Annotated in this window: 18 protein-coding genes and 2 tRNA genes; 2 read left to right on the top strand and 18 right to left on the bottom strand. The window is 39.6% G+C overall.

Annotated features, from left to right (window positions below; all coding sequences use genetic code 11):
• Positions 1-238 precede the first annotated feature (238 nt).
• The 14 genes from dusB to spoIIE form a co-directional block, all read right to left on the bottom strand.
• The gene (gene dusB, locus A5N88_RS16175) at positions 239-1,237 is read right to left on the bottom strand and encodes a tRNA dihydrouridine synthase DusB (protein WP_066267889.1); all 999 of its coding nucleotides are present in this window, start codon (positions 1,235-1,237) and stop codon (positions 239-241) included.
• Between the two features lie 40 nt (positions 1,238-1,277).
• Positions 1,278-1,487: a helix-turn-helix domain-containing protein gene (locus A5N88_RS16170; protein ID WP_066267886.1), complete on the bottom strand. Its 210-nt coding sequence runs from the start codon at positions 1,485-1,487 to the stop codon at positions 1,278-1,280.
• Entirely contained in the window at positions 1,439-1,963 is a 525-nt protein-coding gene (gene folK / locus A5N88_RS16165; RefSeq protein WP_066267884.1) for a 2-amino-4-hydroxy-6-hydroxymethyldihydropteridine diphosphokinase, read from the bottom strand. Before folK ends, A5N88_RS16170 begins: the two co-directional genes overlap by 49 nt.
• Complete coding sequence (gene folB, locus A5N88_RS16160) at positions 1,956-2,324, bottom strand: dihydroneopterin aldolase (RefSeq protein ID WP_066267882.1); 369 nt, start codon at positions 2,322-2,324, stop codon at positions 1,956-1,958. Before folB ends, folK begins: the two co-directional genes overlap by 8 nt.
• Entirely contained in the window at positions 2,317-3,144 is an 828-nt protein-coding gene (gene folP, locus A5N88_RS16155; RefSeq protein WP_066267880.1) for a dihydropteroate synthase, read from the bottom strand. The genes folB and folP overlap by 8 nt, the downstream gene beginning before the upstream one ends.
• 513 nt (positions 3,145-3,657) lie before the next feature.
• Positions 3,658-4,584, bottom strand: a complete 927-nt coding sequence (cysK, locus tag A5N88_RS16145) for a cysteine synthase A (RefSeq protein ID WP_066267876.1) — start codon at positions 4,582-4,584, stop codon at positions 3,658-3,660.
• Positions 4,585-4,880: 296 nt separating this feature from the next.
• Entirely contained in the window at positions 4,881-5,759 is an 879-nt protein-coding gene (gene hslO / locus A5N88_RS16140) for an Hsp33 family molecular chaperone HslO (RefSeq protein ID WP_066267875.1), read from the bottom strand.
• Positions 5,740-6,540: a type III pantothenate kinase gene (locus A5N88_RS16135; protein WP_066267873.1), complete on the bottom strand. Its 801-nt coding sequence runs from the start codon at positions 6,538-6,540 to the stop codon at positions 5,740-5,742. Before A5N88_RS16135 ends, hslO begins: the two co-directional genes overlap by 20 nt.
• A gap of 365 nt (positions 6,541-6,905) precedes the next feature.
• The gene (ftsH, locus tag A5N88_RS16130; RefSeq protein ID WP_066267871.1) at positions 6,906-8,939 is read right to left on the bottom strand and encodes an ATP-dependent zinc metalloprotease FtsH; all 2,034 of its coding nucleotides are present in this window, start codon (positions 8,937-8,939) and stop codon (positions 6,906-6,908) included.
• Between the two features lie 122 nt (positions 8,940-9,061).
• Positions 9,062-9,607, bottom strand: coding sequence for a hypoxanthine phosphoribosyltransferase (hpt, locus tag A5N88_RS16125; protein ID WP_066267869.1), 546 nt, complete (start codon positions 9,605-9,607; stop codon positions 9,062-9,064).
• Positions 9,604-11,022 (bottom strand): tRNA lysidine(34) synthetase TilS, encoded by a 1,419-nt coding sequence (tilS, locus tag A5N88_RS16120; RefSeq protein ID WP_066267866.1) that lies wholly within the window; start codon positions 11,020-11,022, stop codon positions 9,604-9,606. Before tilS ends, hpt begins: the two co-directional genes overlap by 4 nt.
• 382 nt (positions 11,023-11,404) lie before the next feature.
• Positions 11,405-12,415 (bottom strand): serine/threonine protein kinase PrkT, encoded by a 1,011-nt coding sequence (gene prkT, locus A5N88_RS16115; protein WP_066267864.1) that lies wholly within the window; start codon positions 12,413-12,415, stop codon positions 11,405-11,407.
• Positions 12,384-13,121, bottom strand: a complete 738-nt coding sequence (locus A5N88_RS16110; protein WP_066267862.1) for a vWA domain-containing protein — start codon at positions 13,119-13,121, stop codon at positions 12,384-12,386. The genes prkT and A5N88_RS16110 overlap by 32 nt, the downstream gene beginning before the upstream one ends.
• 414 nt (positions 13,122-13,535) lie before the next feature.
• On the bottom strand, positions 13,536-16,013 hold the full coding sequence (gene spoIIE, locus A5N88_RS16105) for a stage II sporulation protein E (protein WP_066270613.1): 2,478 nt from the start codon (positions 16,011-16,013) through the stop codon (positions 13,536-13,538).
• 216 nt (positions 16,014-16,229) lie between these two features.
• On the opposite strand from spoIIE, the gene A5N88_RS16100 reads away from it, so the two are divergent.
• Together A5N88_RS16100 and A5N88_RS16095 are read left to right on the top strand one after the other, a co-directional pair.
• Positions 16,230-16,306 (top strand) — tRNA-Met (locus tag A5N88_RS16100).
• Positions 16,307-16,326: 20 nt separating this feature from the next.
• Positions 16,327-16,398, top strand: a tRNA-Glu gene (locus A5N88_RS16095).
• Between the two features lie 399 nt (positions 16,399-16,797).
• On the opposite strand, the gene A5N88_RS16090 is transcribed toward A5N88_RS16095, so the two are convergent.
• The 4 genes from A5N88_RS16090 to yabP form a co-directional block, all read right to left on the bottom strand.
• Positions 16,798-17,241 carry a S1 domain-containing RNA-binding protein gene (locus tag A5N88_RS16090; protein ID WP_066267861.1) on the bottom strand — a complete coding sequence of 148 codons (444 nt, stop codon included), beginning with the start codon at positions 17,239-17,241 and terminating at the stop codon, positions 16,798-16,800.
• Between the two features lie 73 nt (positions 17,242-17,314).
• Entirely contained in the window at positions 17,315-17,719 is a 405-nt protein-coding gene (locus tag A5N88_RS16085) for an FtsB family cell division protein (protein WP_066267860.1), read from the bottom strand.
• A 48-nt stretch (positions 17,720-17,767) separates the two neighbouring features.
• Positions 17,768-18,409: a spore cortex biosynthesis protein YabQ gene (gene yabQ / locus A5N88_RS16080; RefSeq protein ID WP_066267859.1), complete on the bottom strand. Its 642-nt coding sequence runs from the start codon at positions 18,407-18,409 to the stop codon at positions 17,768-17,770.
• Positions 18,406-18,711 carry a sporulation protein YabP gene (yabP, locus tag A5N88_RS16075; RefSeq protein ID WP_066267858.1) on the bottom strand — a complete coding sequence of 102 codons (306 nt, stop codon included), beginning with the start codon at positions 18,709-18,711 and terminating at the stop codon, positions 18,406-18,408. Before yabP ends, yabQ begins: the two co-directional genes overlap by 4 nt.
• Between the last annotated feature and the right edge of the window lie 695 nt (positions 18,712-19,406).

Raw genomic sequence — 19,406 nt, 5'->3', positions numbered from 1 at the left:
ATTTAATCAATTAAATAGACCCTCCAACGAACACAACCCCATAAAGCTAACGTCTTTTTAATGGTCCGACTATGCTCATGGTGAATGACCCAGCAAGCAAGGCCTTTATTCATCAAATTGAATCAATCATAGTTGGGCAACTGCTATTCAGCTTCACCATTTTATTTTCAAGAGGACCGTTTTGTTCCCTACGCTAAAAAACTGCCAGTGTGCCCTGGCAGTTCAATCTACTAGTTCATTATCCTACTTTAACATCGCTGTCTTCAGATTCTACTTCTTCCACATAGTTCGTCAGAAGTGTTACCAGGTCATTGCGCGTATTGCAGGCATTGATGCCGTTTCTTACTTTTGCATTTCCTCGCAAGCCCTTCAAGTACCATGCTGCATGTTTTCTCATTTCTCTTACAGCAATATGCTCATTCTTCAGTGCAATCAATCGGTCTAAATGAAGAAGGCAGACATCAATTTTTTCACGAATAGATGGATCGCTAACAAGTTCACCTGTTTCCAGGTATTTAACCGTACTGTAAATCATCCATGGATTTCCCAGGGCAGCTCTTCCAATCATAACTCCGTCTACACCCGTCTCATCAAGCATCCGTTTCGCATCTTCAGGCGTATTTACATCCCCATTCCCAATCAGCGGAATGTTAAGAGATTGTTTTACCTCACGGATAATATCCCAGTTTGCCGTTCCTTCGTACATTTGAACCCTTGTACGGCCATGCATAGAAACAGCAGCACCGCCTGCGCGTTCAACAGCCTTAGCGTTTTCTATGGCAAAGATATGATCATCGTCCCAGCCAATTCTCATTTTGACTGTTACAGGTTTATCAACTGCGTCCACAACTGCTGATACCATTTCATAGATCTTATTCGGATCAAGCAGCCATTTTGCACCTGCTTCGCATTTAATGATTTTGTTCACCGGACATCCCATATTAATATCAATAATATCTGCATTTGTATTTTTATCCACGAATTTAGCCGCTTCGACAAGTGTTTCTTTCTCACCGCCAAAGATTTGAAGGCTTAACGGATTTTCACGCTCATCAATGTAAAGCATGTTCATTGTTTTCTCGTTTTGAAAGACAATCCCTTTATCGCTGATCATTTCAGCGCAAACGAGCCCTGCACCAAATTCTTTTACCGTAAGGCGAAATGCAGAATTACATATCCCGGCCATAGGTGCAAGTACGACAGGGTTTTTCATTTCAACATTCCCTATTTTGAGCATTATGGTTCCTCCTTTTGTATTTACATTCCAAGCATATATATTAATGTTGAGCAGGCTTTAACTCCTCGAGGGTTATGTTAAAAAGCGCGGTAACTTTCATTAAGAACTCTTCTGAAGGCTGTCTGCTCCCTCTTTCAATTTCACCGAGCACCGATACAGATACATTTAATTCTTTAGCTAGGCTTTCCTGAGTAAAGCCTTTTAATTTTCGAAAAGCGCGGATGCGTCTTCCCCATTTATCTGTCTCCATAACCGAACTCCCTCTTTATCATCGATTTCATCTAGGACGCGAGTTAACGGAGCATCCATCAAAGGATGCCATAAAGTACGGTTTATTTCCAGTAATGGAATTAAAACAAAAGCTCTTTCATGCATCCTCGGATGAGGAATTATAAGGTTATCTGCTTCAATATTTTCGTTATTATACAGTAAAATGTCAAGGTCTAATGTCCTCGGCCCCCACTTAATTTCCCTTTTTCTTCCTGATTCACTTTCAATTTTTAAACACGCATCCAGCAAATCGTTTGTCGTTAAGGATGTCTCTAACTCAACAGCCATATTTAAAAAAGGGGCTTGGTCTGTATAGCCTACGGGATCTGTTTCATAAATGGATGACAGCGCTGTTACTTTAATTTCCTTTATTTTTACTAATTCTTCTATTGCCCGTTCCAGGAATTCATTTCTATTTCCAATATTTGAACCAAGTGACAAATAGGCTTTATTCAATTTCTCTCCCTCTTTCAATCTCCACCGCTACGGAATTATAATGGCCTGGAATAGGAGGGTCAGGCTTGATAATCTTTATTTTAGCGGAATGTACCTTTGAATATTTAGATAAAATGACCGCAGCAATGGATTCTGCCACTGCTTCCAATAGTTTAAATGGTCTTCCCTCAACAATCCCCTTTACATCTTCAAATATATCAGCATAGCTGACGGTGTCATGCAAATCGTCAGACATGCCCGCATTTTTCAAATCCAGAGATAGGACAATCGATACCCAAAATCGCTGTCCAAGCCTGTTTTCCTCCGGTAGTACTCCGTGATAGCCATAAAATTTCATTTCATTAAGGTAGATCTTATCCATTTGTATCCCCCTTGCCAATGAGAACATCCATCATTTTTGCCATTCTGCTCATTTCCTTCACATCATGAACCCTGACCATATGGCACCCTTTTTCAATGCCATAACATACCGTCGCACCTGTACCTTCCATTCTTTGATCCACAGGCAAATCAAGAGCATGTCCAATCATTCTTTTCCTGGAGGTCGCCAGCAGTACAGGGTATCCTAGTCCAACAAGCTTATCCAGATTCCTCATCATTAATAAGTTTTCCTTAAAATCTTTTGCAAATCCTATTCCTGGATCCAGAATAATTTGATGGTCTTTGACTCCAGCCTTTTTAGCTATTGATATACTTTCGTACAAGTCTTGTAAAACATCACGGACAAAGCTCTCATAATTTCTTTCTTCCCTATTATGCATCAAAATAATGGGAACATTATAATCGGCAGCTACCGACGCAATTTCAGGATCTTTTTTTGCTCCCCAAATATCATTAATCATTACTGCACCCGCTTCAATCGTCCTTTTAGCTGTTTCAGCCTTATATGTATCAATGGAAATCGGGATTGTAACATCCTTTGCAATGGCTTCAATAACAGGAATAACCCTTGCAATTTCTTCATGGGCTGACAAAGGATCATGCCCCGGCCTGGTAGATTCTCCTCCAATATCAAGAATATCTGCCCCATCCTTCTCCAATTGCTTTGCATGGTCTATAGCTTCTTCCGTTTTAAAGAAATGTCCTCCGTCAGAAAAAGAGTCAGGTGTTATATTCAAAATTCCCATGATTAATGTCTTATTATGATAATCAAGATTGTAAGGTCCACATTTAATTGTCATATTTGCTGCTTGTCTCCTTTTTATATCGTTTTTCTTTTATTAAAGAATAACGATATGGGGGTTTTCGAGCAATTGAATCATGTACTTTTCTTTATGAAAAAAAGAAAAGTACAAAGCTTCTTGCTCATTTGCCTACTGATTTCATAGTCTTGGTCTTTAGAAAGCACAGCTTGGCAGTTCACGAGGTGTTATGAATTTACGTAGAGAGGAGACGTAAAATCTTCCGAGAGTTAAGCATGGGAGCTATGCAAGAACTGCTTTGGTTAGATAATTTATGTATCAAGGCTCTTTTCGTAAACTTCGTTGCTATTGGACAAAAAAACATCATTTTAAATATATGTTCAGTATTAAAACTTTTGAAGAGCTTACGAAAAGATAGCACAAAGACAGACAACGCACGGAGTATTCCTTTGTACGTAAAGCAACAATCTATGCGAAAACAGCCTTTATCAAAAACAAAGGCAACCGGGGCATTTAAATCCCGATTGCCTCATTCTTTATCCTAATTACTGATTAATCTTCAAATTGGTATAAAGGTGTACTTAAATAACGTTCTCCATTATCAGGAATAATCGCTACTACCTTTTTCCCTTTTCCAAGCTCTTTCGCCACTTTTAAAGCTGCATGGATAGCTGCTCCAGAGGAGATTCCTGCAAGAATGCCTTCCTTCTTAGCGGCTTCGCGCGCTGCCTCAAAAGCCTCCTCTGTGCTAACATGAATGATCTCGTCAAAGATTTCCCGATTCAACGTAGCAGGAACAAAGTTTGCTCCGAGCCCCTGTAATTTATGCGGACCCGGTTTTCCCCCGTCTAATATCGGAGAATCCTTCGGCTCTACTGCATAAATTTTAATGGAAGGATAGGCTTTTCTTAAAACCTCGCCAGCTCCGGATATCGTTCCACCTGTACCAATTCCGGCTACAAAAGCATCCAATTGGCTGCCCATCGATTCAACGATTTCCTTACCAGTTGTCTGGCGGTGTACTTCTGGATTTGCTTCATTCTGAAATTGCTGAGGCATAAAATAGCCTTTTTCCCTAACAAGTTCTTCAGCTTTTGCTACGGCACCCTTCATCCCCTCAGCTCCAGGTGTAAGCACGAGCTCGGCACCATAGGCACGAAGTAAATTCCGTCTCTCCAAGCTCATAGTATCCGGCATCACCAATACCGAGCTGTATCCTTTTACTGCAGCAATCATAGCAAGGCCAATGCCTGTGTTTCCGCTTGTCGGCTCCACAATGGTATCTCCTGCATTAAGTTTCCCCGCTTTTTCTGCAGCTTCTATCATAGCCAGCGCAATACGATCCTTTACGCTACTCCCGGGATTAAAGTATTCAAGCTTCAAATAAACATCCGCACTATTTTCGTCCGCTAAACGATTCACCTTTACAATTGGAGTATTCCCCACTAACTCTGCAATGGAATTTACTAAACGTGCCATATTCTCAGCCCCTTATTCCGACAATTTTTGTAGGTATTAATACTTAGAATTTAGCACTCTCATACAGGAAAGTCAAACAATCTGCAATACTGTAAAAGCAGCACTTTTACTAATACCCTGCTATACTCCTGCACTTTTTCCTGAGGTGTTTCAAATGGGATAGAAAAATATATGAAGCGGTTTCAAATATTATGTGATGATACTAGGTTTATTTTCCCAGTCTCCTTCTTTGTTTCAAAATGAAAAAACCCTAATGTGAAAAGAGTAATCCTTCACATTAGAGATAGTTTAAATGTTTATTTCGCTTCTTCCAAAAGTTCTTCGAGTTCTACTTTAGAGAATTTATACTTATTATTGCAGAAATGGCACTGGGCTTCAGCTTGTCCATCCTCTTCAATCATGTCGCGAATTTCTTCTTTGCCCAAGCTAATAATGGCCGCTCCGAATCTTTCCTTTGAGCAATTGCACTTAAATTGAATGGGCATTTTTTCTAAAATCTTTACATTTCCTTCACCAAGCAGGCTTGTCAAAATCTCTTCAGGCGTTAATCCTTGTTGAATCAGTTTAGAAATAGGAGGAGTGGTTTGAATTCTTTTTTCCAGTTCCTCAATAACACTTTCGTCCGTTCCCGGAAGAAGTTGAATAATAAATCCTCCAGATGCAAGAATCGAATTGTCCGGATTCACTAATACCCCTACACCAACAGATGACGGAACTTGCTCAGATGCAACAAAATAGTATGTGAAATCCTCTCCCAGTTCGCCTGACACAATCGGGACCTGACCAGAAAAGTTCTCTCTAAGACCCAAATCCTTTACTACAGTCAGCGTACCTTCCGTACCCACTGCTCTGCGAACATCCAGTTTTCCATGCTCATTTAGATCAAAATGGGTTTGCGGATTTGTAACATACCCTCGTACATCTCCCCTAGCATTGCTGTCAACGATAATTACTCCGATTGGGCCGCCGCCCTCAACCTTAACAGTAATTTTATCATCGCCTTTTAACATGGCACCCATCATGACCCCAGCAGTCATTGCACGGCCAAGGGCTGCAGAAGCAGTAGGCCATGTATAATGGCGTTTTTGAGCTTCTCCAACTGTTTCAGTACTGTTAACTGCGTAAGCCCGTACCTGGCCATTATATGCAAGTGCTTTAATTAGATAATCGCTCACTAACTTCCATCCTTTCATTTGTATTCCGTTTATAAATTAACCGCAGACCTTTTAATGTCAGGAATGGGTCCACTATGTCAATAATTTTAGATTCTTTCGCAATAAGGTTCGCATGCCCGCCTGTAGCAATAACAACCGGATCCTTTTTACTTTTTGCTTTCATACGGGATACAATACCCTCTACTTGTCCAACATAACCATACACAATTCCTGCCTGCATAGCTAAAACCGTATTTCTTCCAACGATATCATCCGTTGGAGCAATTTCAATCCTTGGGAGCTTGGCAGCTTTTGAATAAAGCGCCTCTGCTGAGATGCCAATACCTGGCGCTATCGCTCCACCCATGTATTGCTTTTCTTCGTTAATATAGCAGTAAGTTGTTGCTGTTCCAAAATCCACGATAATAAGCGGACTGCCATATTCATAAATACCCGCAACAGCATTTACAATTCTGTCAGCACCCACTTCTCTTGGATTTTCATACTTAATATCCAGGCCGGTTTTAATTCCAGGACCTACGACCAAAGGCTTCACATGGAAATATTTGTTGCACATTCTTTCTAGTGTATACATGATTGGTGGAACTACCGAGGAAATGATGATTCCGTTTATATCTGGAAAGTCAATTCCAACATGCAGAAATAATGATTTGACAATCATTCCATACTCATCTTCTGTTTTAAAACGATTCGTTTCGACACGCCAATGATATTTTAATGAATCATGATCATAAACACCCAATACAATGTTTGTATTTCCGACATCCAATACAAATAGCATATTCTCACCACTTTGTTTATTTTCTAAATCACATGCAAACATCATACCACAAATATTTTATATCACCATATTGACTTATCATTCGTTACCCGCACTTCAAGAAAAGCAAGCAATAGGTACCTGCAGCGGGATATAAGAAAATTGCGAGCGCAGTTAATTTTCGCTGCAGACTCCTAATTTCTTTAAATTTGGCTTTGTTAGAGGACTCTGTGGTTTTTCAGCTCATTCGTGTGAAACAGCTGTTTCAAATAAATGAGCTGAAAAACGAGCAGTTATCAACATAGAAATTGAACAGAGCAAAAATTTTAATCCAAAGAAAAAGGACATCGTTATTATATACTAACGATGTCCTTTAAAGGAAATGATTATTCTTGAGAATCTTTGTTATCTTCCTTAGGATCTTTTAATGGATCCGAAACCTTCGTTGGACCTAGCTTTTCAGGGCGATTTTCAACCGGCCTTACTTCACTTTCATCCTTTTGATGATCAGTTGCTTCCTCATGTTTCTTTTGGATATTCACTTTAAGATCCGCATTATCCTCTGTTAAAACATTGGATTTGCCAGCACCTCTTTTAGGAAGTGTCCCGTGATCATACAAATGTTTAATTTGTTCTGCATCCAGTGTTTCCACTTCTAAGAGCGTTTTAGCAATTACTTCAAGCTTATCACGGTTTTCCATGATAATCTTCTTCGCTCTTTCGTAACTTTCTTTTATGATACGCTGAATTTCGGTATCGATATCGTAAGCGATTTTATCCGAATAATTTTGTTCGTTGTTTAAATCCCGGCCCAGGAATACTTGACCTCCCTGTGATTGGCCAAATTGCAGCGGTCCAAGCTTATCGCTCATTCCAAATTCAGTAACCATTTTCCGCGCAATGCTTGTTGCACGCTGGAAGTCATTATGGGCACCTGTTGAAACTTCGCCAAACGTTATTTCCTCTGCAACACGGCCGCCTAAAAGACCTGTGATTTTGTCAAGAAGCTCAGGTTTCGTCATAAAGTAGCGATCCTCTTTAGGAAGCATTACGGCATAACCGCCAGCCTGCCCGCGAGGAACAATTGTTACTTTGTGAACCATTTCTGCTTCATCCAAAACTAAACCAATAACAGTATGGCCGCTTTCATGATAAGCAACAATATTACGTTCTTTTTTAGAGATGACCCGTGTCTTTTTAGCAGGACCCGCAATCACTCTGTCTGTTGCTTCATCGATATCGGTCATATCAATTTTTTTCTTGTCCTGTCTTGCTGCTACAAGCGCTGCTTCATTTAAAAGATTTTCTAAGTCAGCACCTGAGAATCCAGGAGTCCTTTGGGCAATAGCCTTTAAGTTAACGTCTCCATCCAGCGGCTTATTGCGGGCATGAACGCGAAGCACTGCCTCACGTCCATTAACATCCGGACGGTCAACAGTAATTTGTCTGTCAAAACGCCCTGGACGCAATAACGCGGGATCCAGAATGTCCGGACGGTTGGTAGCTGCGATGATGATAATTCCCTCATTCGCTCCAAATCCATCCATTTCAACGAGCAATTGGTTGAGTGTTTGTTCACGCTCATCATGTCCGCCGCCTAGTCCTGCACCACGCTGACGTCCAACTGCGTCGATCTCGTCAATGAAAATAATACAAGGCGCATTCTTTTTCGCATTTTCGAAAAGATCACGGACACGAGATGCACCGACACCAACAAACATTTCTACAAAGTCAGATCCGCTGATAGAAAAGAATGGTACACCCGCTTCGCCTGCAACTGCACGTGCAAGTAATGTTTTACCCGTTCCTGGAGGTCCGACAAGCAAGACACCCTTTGGAATACGTGCACCAAGCTCAGCAAATTTCCGAGGATCCTTTAAAAATTCAACGACTTCAACAAGCTCTTGTTTTTCTTCATCTGCACCGGCTACATCACGGAAACGAACTTTTTTCTTATCATCGTTGTAGAGCTTTGCTTTGCTTTTTCCAAAGTTCATCACTCTTCCGCCGCCGCCTTGGGCCTGATTTAACAGGAAGAAAAAGAGAATGAAGATAATAACAAATGGAATGATGGACGTAAAGAAGGATACCCAACCACTTGTTTCTTTTGCCATCATGACATTAACTTTTGTGTTTGCAGCAGCTTTGTCTATACGGTTAAGGGAGGACTGGCTATCCATAACATAAGTCAGGAAATATTCATCCTTTTTATACCCTTTGAGCTGCCCTCTTACCTCATATACCCCTCTTTCAGGCTGCATGGAGAAATTGTCCACATCACCCTTATTCAAGTAGGATACAAACTGATCGTATGATATATTCCTGGTGGGCTGATTGTTATTATTAAAATAACTTACAATTCCAATCAGAACGAGGAATAACAGTACATAAAATATTGTATTTCTAAAAATCCGGCTCATTCCTTACCTCCTCCCACGTTCAAAAAACTAACTTAAATAGTATCATAGTAAATTTTAACTTTTCAACTATTAGCATCGCTTCGTCACCTTTTTTCAACAAATAGACACAGTTATTTTGCTGTTTATTCACTCTTACTATACACTTCTGGTTTTAATACTCCGATATAAGGAAGATTTCGATATCTTTCTGCATAATCCAGCCCATATCCAACTACAAACGCGTCGGGAACATTAAAGCCAACATAGTCAGCTTCTATATCAGCTTTTCTTCCGGTAGGCTTATCCAGAAGTGTCACTATTTTAATGGATTTTGCCTTTCTATAACGGAATAGCTCCACCAGATAGCTTAATGTTAAACCACTGTCAATAATATCCTCAATGATTAAAATATCCCGGCCTTCAACAGAAGTATCCAGATCCTTTATAATTTTAACTTCTCCGGAAGATACAGTTGATCTGCCATAGCTTGATACATCCATAAAATCCATTTCCAAGTATGTATCAATTTGTTTAACCAAATCACCCATGAATAGCATGGCCCCTTTTAAAACGCCAATTGCCAAAGGAAAGCGGCCATCATATTCCCTGGTGAGTTGTTCCGCAAGTTCCGTTGTTTTCTTTTTGATTTCCTCTTCTGTAATTAAAACCTTTTCAATATCCTGTTTCATTCCTTCGCTTTCCCCCTAGAAGATGATTGCTTGCAATATTGTATATAGTAGTAGTCATGGTTAGCCTCGGGTAATTTGTCAAAAGAGGATTTCCTTAACTCAGGCACCCATAGCACCTTACCCGTTTGATCTGTCACAATAGGCCAAAATAATCTTTCCTTTACGGGAACCTTCTCATTAATAAATATATCTTTCACTTTTTTAGTGCCGTTTAATCCTTTTACTTTAAGGCGGTCTCCATCTCTACGGTTTCGAATGATGATCGGCAGCTCAACATCCTTTTTAGAAAGGCATATTGTTTCACCTTCTGGCGGTTTGCTCCCAGAGCTGGCAAATAACTTGATTTTGCAGCCGTTTGGAAGATCCGCTTCCTCATTCTCATACAGTTCATAATAAAAGTCTGATGAAATTTCATCCTTATAAAAAGAAAAAAAGCACTTTTGGTAAGACCTTTTGACCTTTAATCCTAATGGGAGATCCAACGCTCCAGAAGGCTGGTTACTTGATAGCAATCGAAAAATAGCATCTGTATGTAACGCGTTTAAAGATGATGTCTTACTTTTGTAAAGATAGTTTAATATTAGATGAATCCCTCTTCTTTGTAAAGGTATAGGCATTGCAAGAAAAGCAGGAATATTTAAGGATATTTCGCTGCGGTTTTTATTCCATACTTTATTCATTTCTTTTAACGTTAATTCCTGCAAAAAGGTTTCATCTTCTGTTAATTGTTCACTAAATCGTTGAAAATGCTCATGGATATGAGGATTTTCCTTTTTTAAAAATGGCAGGACTTTCAAGCGGAATCTGTTCCTTGTAAAATCCAGTTTACTGTTACTGGCATCATGTCTGGGATTCAGTTTATAGAATTGGCAATAGTCTTCTATTTCACTCTTCGTTAAGCATAAAAGCGGCCGTATCAGCTCACCTGAATGGAAGACTCTTTTGATAGGAATACCGGCTCTTCCTTTTCCAGAGCTCCCTCTAGTCAACTTCATTAATATGGTTTCAATTTGATCATCGCCATGGTGGCCCAAAGCAAGTTTGTTCATTTTGTTTTGTTCCATCACTTTTTGGTAGAATTCGTAACGAAATAATCTTGCTGTTTCCTCTTCTCCCTTTTTAAGTTTAACCCGTTCTTTTGCAATATTGATTCGGGTTGCGAAAAGGGGAATTCCGTATGAGTTACAGAATTTCTGAACAAAAAGCAAATCTTGATACGATTCCTCCCCTCTTAGCATATGGTCAACATGAGCAGCGAAAACGCTAATGCTGTACTTTTTTTGATGCTCAATTAAATAATGAAGAAGCGCCAGCGAATCCGGTCCTCCGGATACACCCACTAAAACAGAATCACCTTTTGCAATTAGTTCATTCTGATTAATGAAGTTTGCTATTTTTAATTCAAATGGAATCATTTTCTCTTATCCTTTACCAAAACAATCTTTTCCTTATAGTAACATTGAAAGGAAAAAACGAGTATTGATTCCTTCCTTAAATGTACCAATTATTATGCTTAACTAAACGTAAAATAGACAAAAAGACAAGAGGAATTTGAATAGTAAGGAAAGCGCAAGCGCCTTGTTTATCGGTGTACGGAATTTGCATTCTTCGACTGAAATGTAATTTGGTTAATTACTTAAATAAAAGCCCCGGTTAAATTTCTATGTTGATAACTGCTCGTTTTTCAGCTCATTTTACAGCTGTTTTACACGAATGAGCTGAAAAAACAACAGCGTCCTCTAACAAATTGCATACTTTCTTATCCTAGTACTAAGAAATTCAGAATAAAATACTGCTTTATAATACTTGCCTATAGATATAAAGTGCATAGAGAATAGAGACAACCACAATAATCATGAGCGTTTCAACTAAACCAATCATCTTTTTTCTTTTCCGTTTCTTTTGCCTGACAGCATCCGATCTGCTAGCCATGCCAGTACTTACGGACGCTCGGGGTTTTGGGGGCTGCACTACTTTGTTTAACGTTCGTGAATCAGATATTCCGCTTTTCGTTAAAATTCCAAGGAGATCTTTTTTCATTTCCATAGCACTTGAATATCGGCCCATTATCGCTTTCATAAGGACTGGCTCCAAATGCTTTATCTCAGAATGCTGCTTAATGGCGTTGCTAATTTGCACCTTATAATCCCCGCTTTTTGTCAATCTTTTTGGATATGCCAGATTCACGACAACCATTGAAACCGCAAACAAATCATACTGAGGATCTGCTTTTCGAGTACCAGCTCCCCAATATCCCCTATCGAAAAATTCGGTAAACTCCTTTATGGCCCTTCCTTGCTTTGTTGTACCCCCTACATCAATATATCGGATTTTAGCGGGAGGGCCAGTCACAATTAAATTTTCTGGCTTTAAATCCCCAAACACCCAGCCTTCTTTATGCAGCAAGTGAAGATCATTCAGCAGCTGAACAATCAAAACTCCAGTCCAAGATTGCCCTTTTTTCCTAATAAAGGATAATAAGTCAAGCCCATGAATGTATTCCATTATGTAGAACGGCACAATCTTATTTCCTGCTTCCCAATCATCCATCTCAAGCAAGGAAGGCCCAAGGGATTTTCCCTGGACCTTTGAGAATGCCTTCAGTACGTTCACTTCTGAAGTGACAGAAGCAGAATTATCGCTCATCTTTAAGGCAACATATCCCTTAGAACCTTCTGCAAGATAAACAATGCCGTTCGCTCCTGCCCCCAGCTCTTTTATCAATTTATAACGATTTTTATGCCATTTCCCGTTTACGATTGTGCCAGGAGAAAAGTTAAATTGAGTCCTCAAAGTATTGTTCATCATCACGTGATAGCAATCCCCTTAAAGATCGTTTTTTGTTGAAATAACCGAGTGCTTCTTTGATAGCAGGAGCAGTAGGTGTTATGCCGCCCACCTGAAGCTTTGGAAAAATACTTGTTAATGCTTCTAATTTTGGAGTCCAGTCCATTAATTTTTCGACATCGTTCCTTTTCCCGGGAAATACAAAAACAGCAAACTGATTTCCTCCCATTCTTGCATTTAAGCTTAAAGACAAGTCCAGCAAGGCTTCCTTCACAGTTGGAAGCTTTTCCTTCATGCTTGCACTTGTATCGACAAGAATCAAGATTTCTAGATCTACCGTTTCACCTAATTCATCCACAACTTCCATAACTTCACCCCGCTGTTCAGGAGGCAATTCTTCCATTGTCACTTTATTCCCAAGAATGTGTTTCAACTCACGATTAACTACTCCTTGAAGAGTTTGAGTCATTGCTTTTCTTGTTACCATTTGAACGGTTTGAGATAGTGCCTGGGAGTATACGACCTGGTGAACACCTCCCCCTGACAACGCTATCCCTTCAATTTCCTTCATGCCCTTATCATCAATAATGTCATTTTCCATAACGCCAATTACGTTTACTGTTATTCCCTGTTCATTTGCTAAAGCTGCCATGGCAACAGGATCTCCGCCCTGATTTGAACACCCATCCGTGATTAATAAAATTTGCTTCAACGTGCCTGTTTTCAAAAGGCTCTCCTCCTCATTCATCCATTACTATGGCGCTGAAAGGGAACGTAATTGCCTTGATGTTTGCCGTCCTAACAGCTATCCTACTGTCCATCATCGACGAATGAAAAGAATTTTATACCATAAAAGCGTAAGGTGCCTGCTTAACGGCGACCAGCATAAGACGAATCGGCTGTGAGGTTTGCCCTTTAACCTCATAGACGGTTTGGCTTATGACCTCGAGCCGTTGGCACCTGGAGCTGGATATACACGAAATGCGGAGGGCGACGTTCAGCATCGTACGGACTGGACACTTTGGCTGAGATAAAGGAAACCTTTATCAGCACAGGAAAGACAAGAAATAGCCCTCCTCCCAGTGCGAAATAAACCTTGAGAAAAAGGGCATACCATAAAAGTATCCAATTGGTCCATTTTTCAAGAAATAAGAGCCTTTTTTCCAAAAGGAATGGCAGACCATTTTGGTGTATTATGTTTAATATTGGCAACAACAATGGTCATATCATCTTCTATTGAACCAGACCGTGTACGAATAACCTCCTCCATAATTAGGTCTGCAATTTGCTGTGGATCCTCTGTTTCTAATTCTTTAATTTTTCTCTTCATCCACAAATCATAATTTTCAACATGCTTAGGACCTTCAAAAATCCCATCGCTCATCATGATTAACAGATCTCCTGCCTTCAACTGTGTGGACACAACATCTACATCAAATTCCTGAAGGATTCCCATTGGCAGATTGCTGGACTCAATCTTTAATACCTGGTCTCCTCGTTTAACAAAGCTTGGGGTCGACCCGATTTTCAGAAACTTGGCACTTGCATCCTGCAAGTCGATCATGGCCAAATCAAGAGTCGAAAAAATCTCATCAGGTGTCCTTAAAGAAAGAATAGAATTAATAGATTTAATCGCTACTTTTTCTTCTATGCCGGATTGAAGAATTTTTTGAAGTAATCGGAGAGTTTCATTGCTTTCATGATGTGCCCTTTCCCCGTTCCCCATTCCATCACTGATGGCAATAGCATACTTCCTTGCTCCCAGTTCAATGGTTGAAAAGCTATCTCCTGATATTAATCCTCCTCCTTTGGCTGCATGGGCAATACCGGTATCAATTGTAAAAGCTTTAGCTGACCGGAAAGTAACATAATTAAATCCATTAGGGAAAGGGGATTGCTCTTCCATTTGGACTATGATGGTTTCTCCTAATATATCTGAAAGCAACGGAGCGATAATCTTCTCACTTTCTCCATGGCCATTTACAGTTGGGAGTGTCATATCTATATCTACATTTCCTTCCTCAAGACTATAAATTTCTACTTGTTCAATATCAAGGCCAAAATCCTGCAGAGCGTCTAAGATCATCTCCTCCTGTTTTTGGTGATTCTCACGTTCCCTTTGTATTTCTTTTGCAAAATTCCCCATTACTTCAGAAACACCTAGCAATTGCTCTGCAACGAGCTTTCTGCTTTCCTGTACCTGCTGCTTAAGTTTTTTATTTGCATGGAGAAAACTTACCTCCTGAAAAATAGCCTCTTCTACTTTTTGTACCCTTGAACAATGCTTATCAAGGTCTCTCCGCAATTTAGGTGATAGATTACCGTTTCCGTCTTCCATTTCCTGCATGGCAGTTTTCATTATTTCGTAGGTTTTATCAAAATTTGCAGTCCAGCACTTCTCCTTCTTAAAGCATGTTTGGCATGTTTTTTCAGTAACATTGCTTAGAATATAGTCAAAATCACTTTCTTCATGGTCACCTTCCCGCCATTGGTCATATTGAGAAAAACTATTTGATAATGCTTGAAAAACAGAAGAGAATTGCTCCACTCTATGCACCGTGATATCCCTTATCTTTCGCATATATTGCTGCTGCTCCTGGGTATGCTCATTCGTTCCTGGTATATGCTTCGCAAGCTGTGAGATTAAATTGATGGGAGTTAAAAACAAAAGAACAATAGCAATAGCTGTTTCATATATATTCACGTCCAAAGGGGTGTTGGTTTCTCCATACATCCCAATTAATAAAGTCGCAATAAATAAACCGATAGCGGTTCCTGCCCGCTTCCCTTCTTTTAAAAGTCCACCTAAAAGACCTGAAAAGGCAAGCAAACTCATTTGATAGAAGCTCGATACGTTTGCCAGACTAAAGATTAGTCCTGTAACCACACCCACTGTCGATCCCACCGTTGCCCCTCCCACAAAAGAAAAGACCAATACTAAATACCTTGAAAGCACATGCTCTGCTGATAATCCATAGAATTTCCATCCAATGGTTCCGGTCAAAACCGATGCCAGCATAATAATTAAGCTCACGACTTCTTCTATTTTTAGAGACCTTTTTCTTTTTTTAAGTGATAATAAAGGAATACTTTGCATAAATATGAGGGTAAGAATGAAGGTTAAGCTCGCCTCAACTCCTGCCATCAAACCATTGTAGATGGTAAATTGAAAGCTCTGCTGTATATATAGGAAAGCACATTTTGAAAAAAAAGAGGTGGCAAGTACAAAATACGGAAGGGATTTGATCTCATCTTTTTGGAATCTGCTTAATAATTTAAATGAAACAAGAAAGACTAAGCTTGAAATAAATATAAGAACAGCATTCCCGAGTGAAACGGTTAACCCGCCTGCAGTCAATCCAATTAGAACTATTGGAGCCTTCCTTCTTCTTAATAAGTAAACAGAAGCAAAGAAAGGAAGTGCAAAAGGAGTTAAGTGAGATAGTATAAGTGCTCGTCCCAGTAAAAATCCTATAAGGAGCAGAACGATCCCTTTCTGAAGAAAAATTGTTTCAAGCTTTTGTTGAAGACGTTCCAACCCTTTTGAAACCTCTACTTTTGTATCTTCAAAATCCACATTGCTTCCAGGTGCAATAATACTTTGTTCTACCTTCTCCATCATTAAAAAACACTCCCCATCTGTTATCTTTGTTGTCATTATAAACAGGACAAGCCTAAAAGTTTGTCAAAATGAAGAATGAAATTGAAAGAAAAGTTCGACTTCTTTCATGTGAATCTCTACTATATCTTACAAAATTCTTTTAAAAAAATAATTGACATTAGTAGAATATCGCTGTATTATAGAAAATGTGCTTTCAAGAAACGAAATGATTATGGCGGTGTAGCTCAGCTGGCTAGAGCGTACGGTTCATACCCGTGAGGTCGGGGGTTCGATCCCCTCCGCCGCTACCATAATAATAAAATAATAAAATGGCCCGTTGGTCAAGCGGTTAAGACACCGCCCTTTCACGGCGGTAACACGGGTTCGAATCCCGTACGGGTCATCATAAAGTAAACAAAAAAACAGATGCATATGCATCTGTTTTTTTGTTGGTTTTTATCGCATATTAAAGCTAAAAGGCTCAAGACGACAAGCCTTCGGAAATAATTTCATAACAATCCTGCATTCTAAGGGAGAGATTAATCAAATAGTCTCCAGAATGTTTAAGGAAAGTGCACCCGACTTGCTCATGACCGTACGTATTTTGTAGTCTTTGACTTATGAAACACACCATGAGGTCTTTCACGAGCTGTTGTGAACTTATCGCAAGGAGGAGACATAGAAATCCGATAGGCGCTAGAGCTTGACACTTTCTTATCCTCGCACAAAAAGGGATGGCGTAATGCCATCCCACATTTAGATCTTTAACATAAAACCTGCTATATTTTAAATAGACAGCAAGCTAACCTCTTCTAGCTCCACGACCACCGCGCTTGGATTCAGTATTTCTTTTTAATGAAGACAAACGATCTTCACTGTCCTTTAAGAAACGAGACATTTTAGATTCAAAATCCTCTTTGTTACGCGGGCTGTTTCCTCTGTTATTATGACGCGGGCGCTGCTGGTGCAAGTGTGATTGAGATTTTGAATGAGATTGGGATTGCGGAGGCTGATCCTTTGCTTTACGAATGGACAAACCAATTTTTCCATTCTTTTCCACATTAATAACCTTTACTTCAACTTGGTCGCCGACTTTTAAGTGTTCATTAATGTCTTTAACATAATTATCAGCGACCTCACTAATATGGACGAGTCCTGTTATACCTTCCGGCAATTCAACAAATGCTCCAAAGTGGGTAATGCCAGTGACCTTTCCCTGTAACTTGCTGCCTACTTCGATCGACATAAAAAAATAGTTCCTCCTTAGAAAGATAAAAAATAAACCTTCTTTATATTATAGCGAAGGTCAAAAAAAAGTGTCAATAAGACGCGTCTTCATCTGACCCTTTCTTATCCGATTGGGGAATATTAAAGATGATTTCTCCCTTTTTAGAAAGAAAATATTCCGTTCTGGCAAGCTTCGCTATATAGTTATTGTCATTCAGTTTATTAATTTGATCTTTTAGCATCGTTTTTTCCGACTTCAGGTCAGCCACTTGGTTTTCAAGCTGAGACTTGTTGACCTTTTGTGCAGCAAGCTCGCTGTTCTTAGAAATTAGTGTAGAGACAAGTAAATAAGTGATAGCACCCGCAATAATTGCGAATAAAGTTAAACGTCGAAGTAATAATTTACGTTTTCTGGCTGTTACTTTATCTTTCATTTGCTGCTGTTTTGTAAAAGCATTGTCCAATGGTGCTATATTGCGTTCCGGCCTTCCACTCATTTGCATACCTCCTCGCTCTCTTCGTTTCTTCGTTATTATATATATTTTTTATGGTTTACGTTTAAACCTTGTATATAACCATTTCATTCCATTAATTAGTTTATTCTTACTGTGTTTTAATTTCCCTGCAAAAGAAGTCCAAAACCTTTCGACGGCAAATTTTACTTTTTTAGGGAATAAACGCCACAGCCCTTTCCCTATCCATTTAATGGGTGTAATGATGACCTTTACAATCCATAATAGCACTTTTAATCCAATTTGGACAAGACCTAATAATACCTTCCCAATGCCAATAAAAATGGAGACTACTAAGATCACAATCCATTTCAGAGGTGAAATAATCAGTCCGTTAAGAAAGCGGATGAAAAATATCCAAACCGTCGCAACTACTTGAATGATGGCTTCCAGAAGCTTTGCATAAATGCCCTTTAATAGTGCCTGATAAAAGGAAAATCCGCAAACTAATGCTATAAAAATGTAAAAACGGACTTCCCCTTGATTCACAAGAAATAAAATATAAAAAATGACCAGTCCCTGAAGCATCCAAAAAAGAATGTCATTTAAAAAGATGATCCATCTTTTTCTTTTTCCGCGTTTGAGAAATCTGTTATATGTGTCAAGGGATGCACCAAAAAAGCTTCCCATGGCAATCATGGCAAGCATTGTATAGAATTGCACAGTCAAACTCATCGAAACAGCTTGCTAAAGAAACCTTTAGCTTTCTCCCCATGTTGCTCATCTAAATAAACTAAATCGAATACCTTCCCTTTTATAGATACAATCCCTTTATCCACATCTAAGTTTTTTACTTGTAAATTTTGCCCGCGGATGGACAAAAAACCCATGACGGTTTCTAATAAAAACTCTTCATTATCGAAACTCTCTACTTGCTTAACACCTGTTATATCCAGTAATTTACGCCCTCTCATTATCACATCATGCTCCTGCATCGGCGCCTTGCCATTCGATGAATGATCATAATACTGGCTCATACTTTATCCCCCACTTTACATAATTTGCTTGAGTGCAATGAGAAAGCATCCCCCTTCTCACCAGACTGATATCACCTCTGCTATTGGTCCAAGCTTTGTATTATATGTATGAGTAGCAAGGAAAAAAAAGAACAAGCTGACAAGAAAAGCGCAAGCGCCTTGCTCATCGGCGTACAGATTTCATAGTCTTCGACTGAGATAAAGGAAACACAGCGAGGAACGAGCTGATGTTAACTTATCGTAGGGAGAAGACGGAGAAATCTGCTAGCCGATAGGCGCTGGAGCTGGACAAGAAAAGCGCAAGCGCCTTGCTTATCGGCGTACAGATTTCATAGTCTTCGACTGAGATAAAGGAAACACAGCAACTTTTTTTCTTGTTGGTTCCTACTGCAGGCATTTTTTTCGCTTCAATTAACGTTTAAGTTAAATCCAAATGGGGATTGTACATAGACATAGGCTGCTTTCTGATCATCCTGCTGGGTTGATTTCCGCTGCAGGGTCACTTTCCGCGGGCAGTAGTGGAACCATATCGTTGTATTCTTTTGCTGGATCCCCCTAATAACTTGCTTAACTTGCAGGAGTCATTTGCCTTCCACTCTAATCAACGTTGAATCCAAACGATTATTGGGTATTACTAGATATGTTCAGCACTATTCGTCCTGCCTGTTCTTTTCTGCTCAAATCAATTTTCAACA

The sequence above is a fragment of the Heyndrickxia acidicola genome, from assembly GCF_001636425.1.
Classification (GTDB): Bacteria; Bacillota; Bacilli; order Bacillales; family Bacillaceae_C; genus Bacillus_AE; species Bacillus_AE acidicola.
The sequence above is the reverse complement of the archived record's forward strand: the minus strand, read 5'-3'. Positions and strand labels throughout refer to the sequence as shown.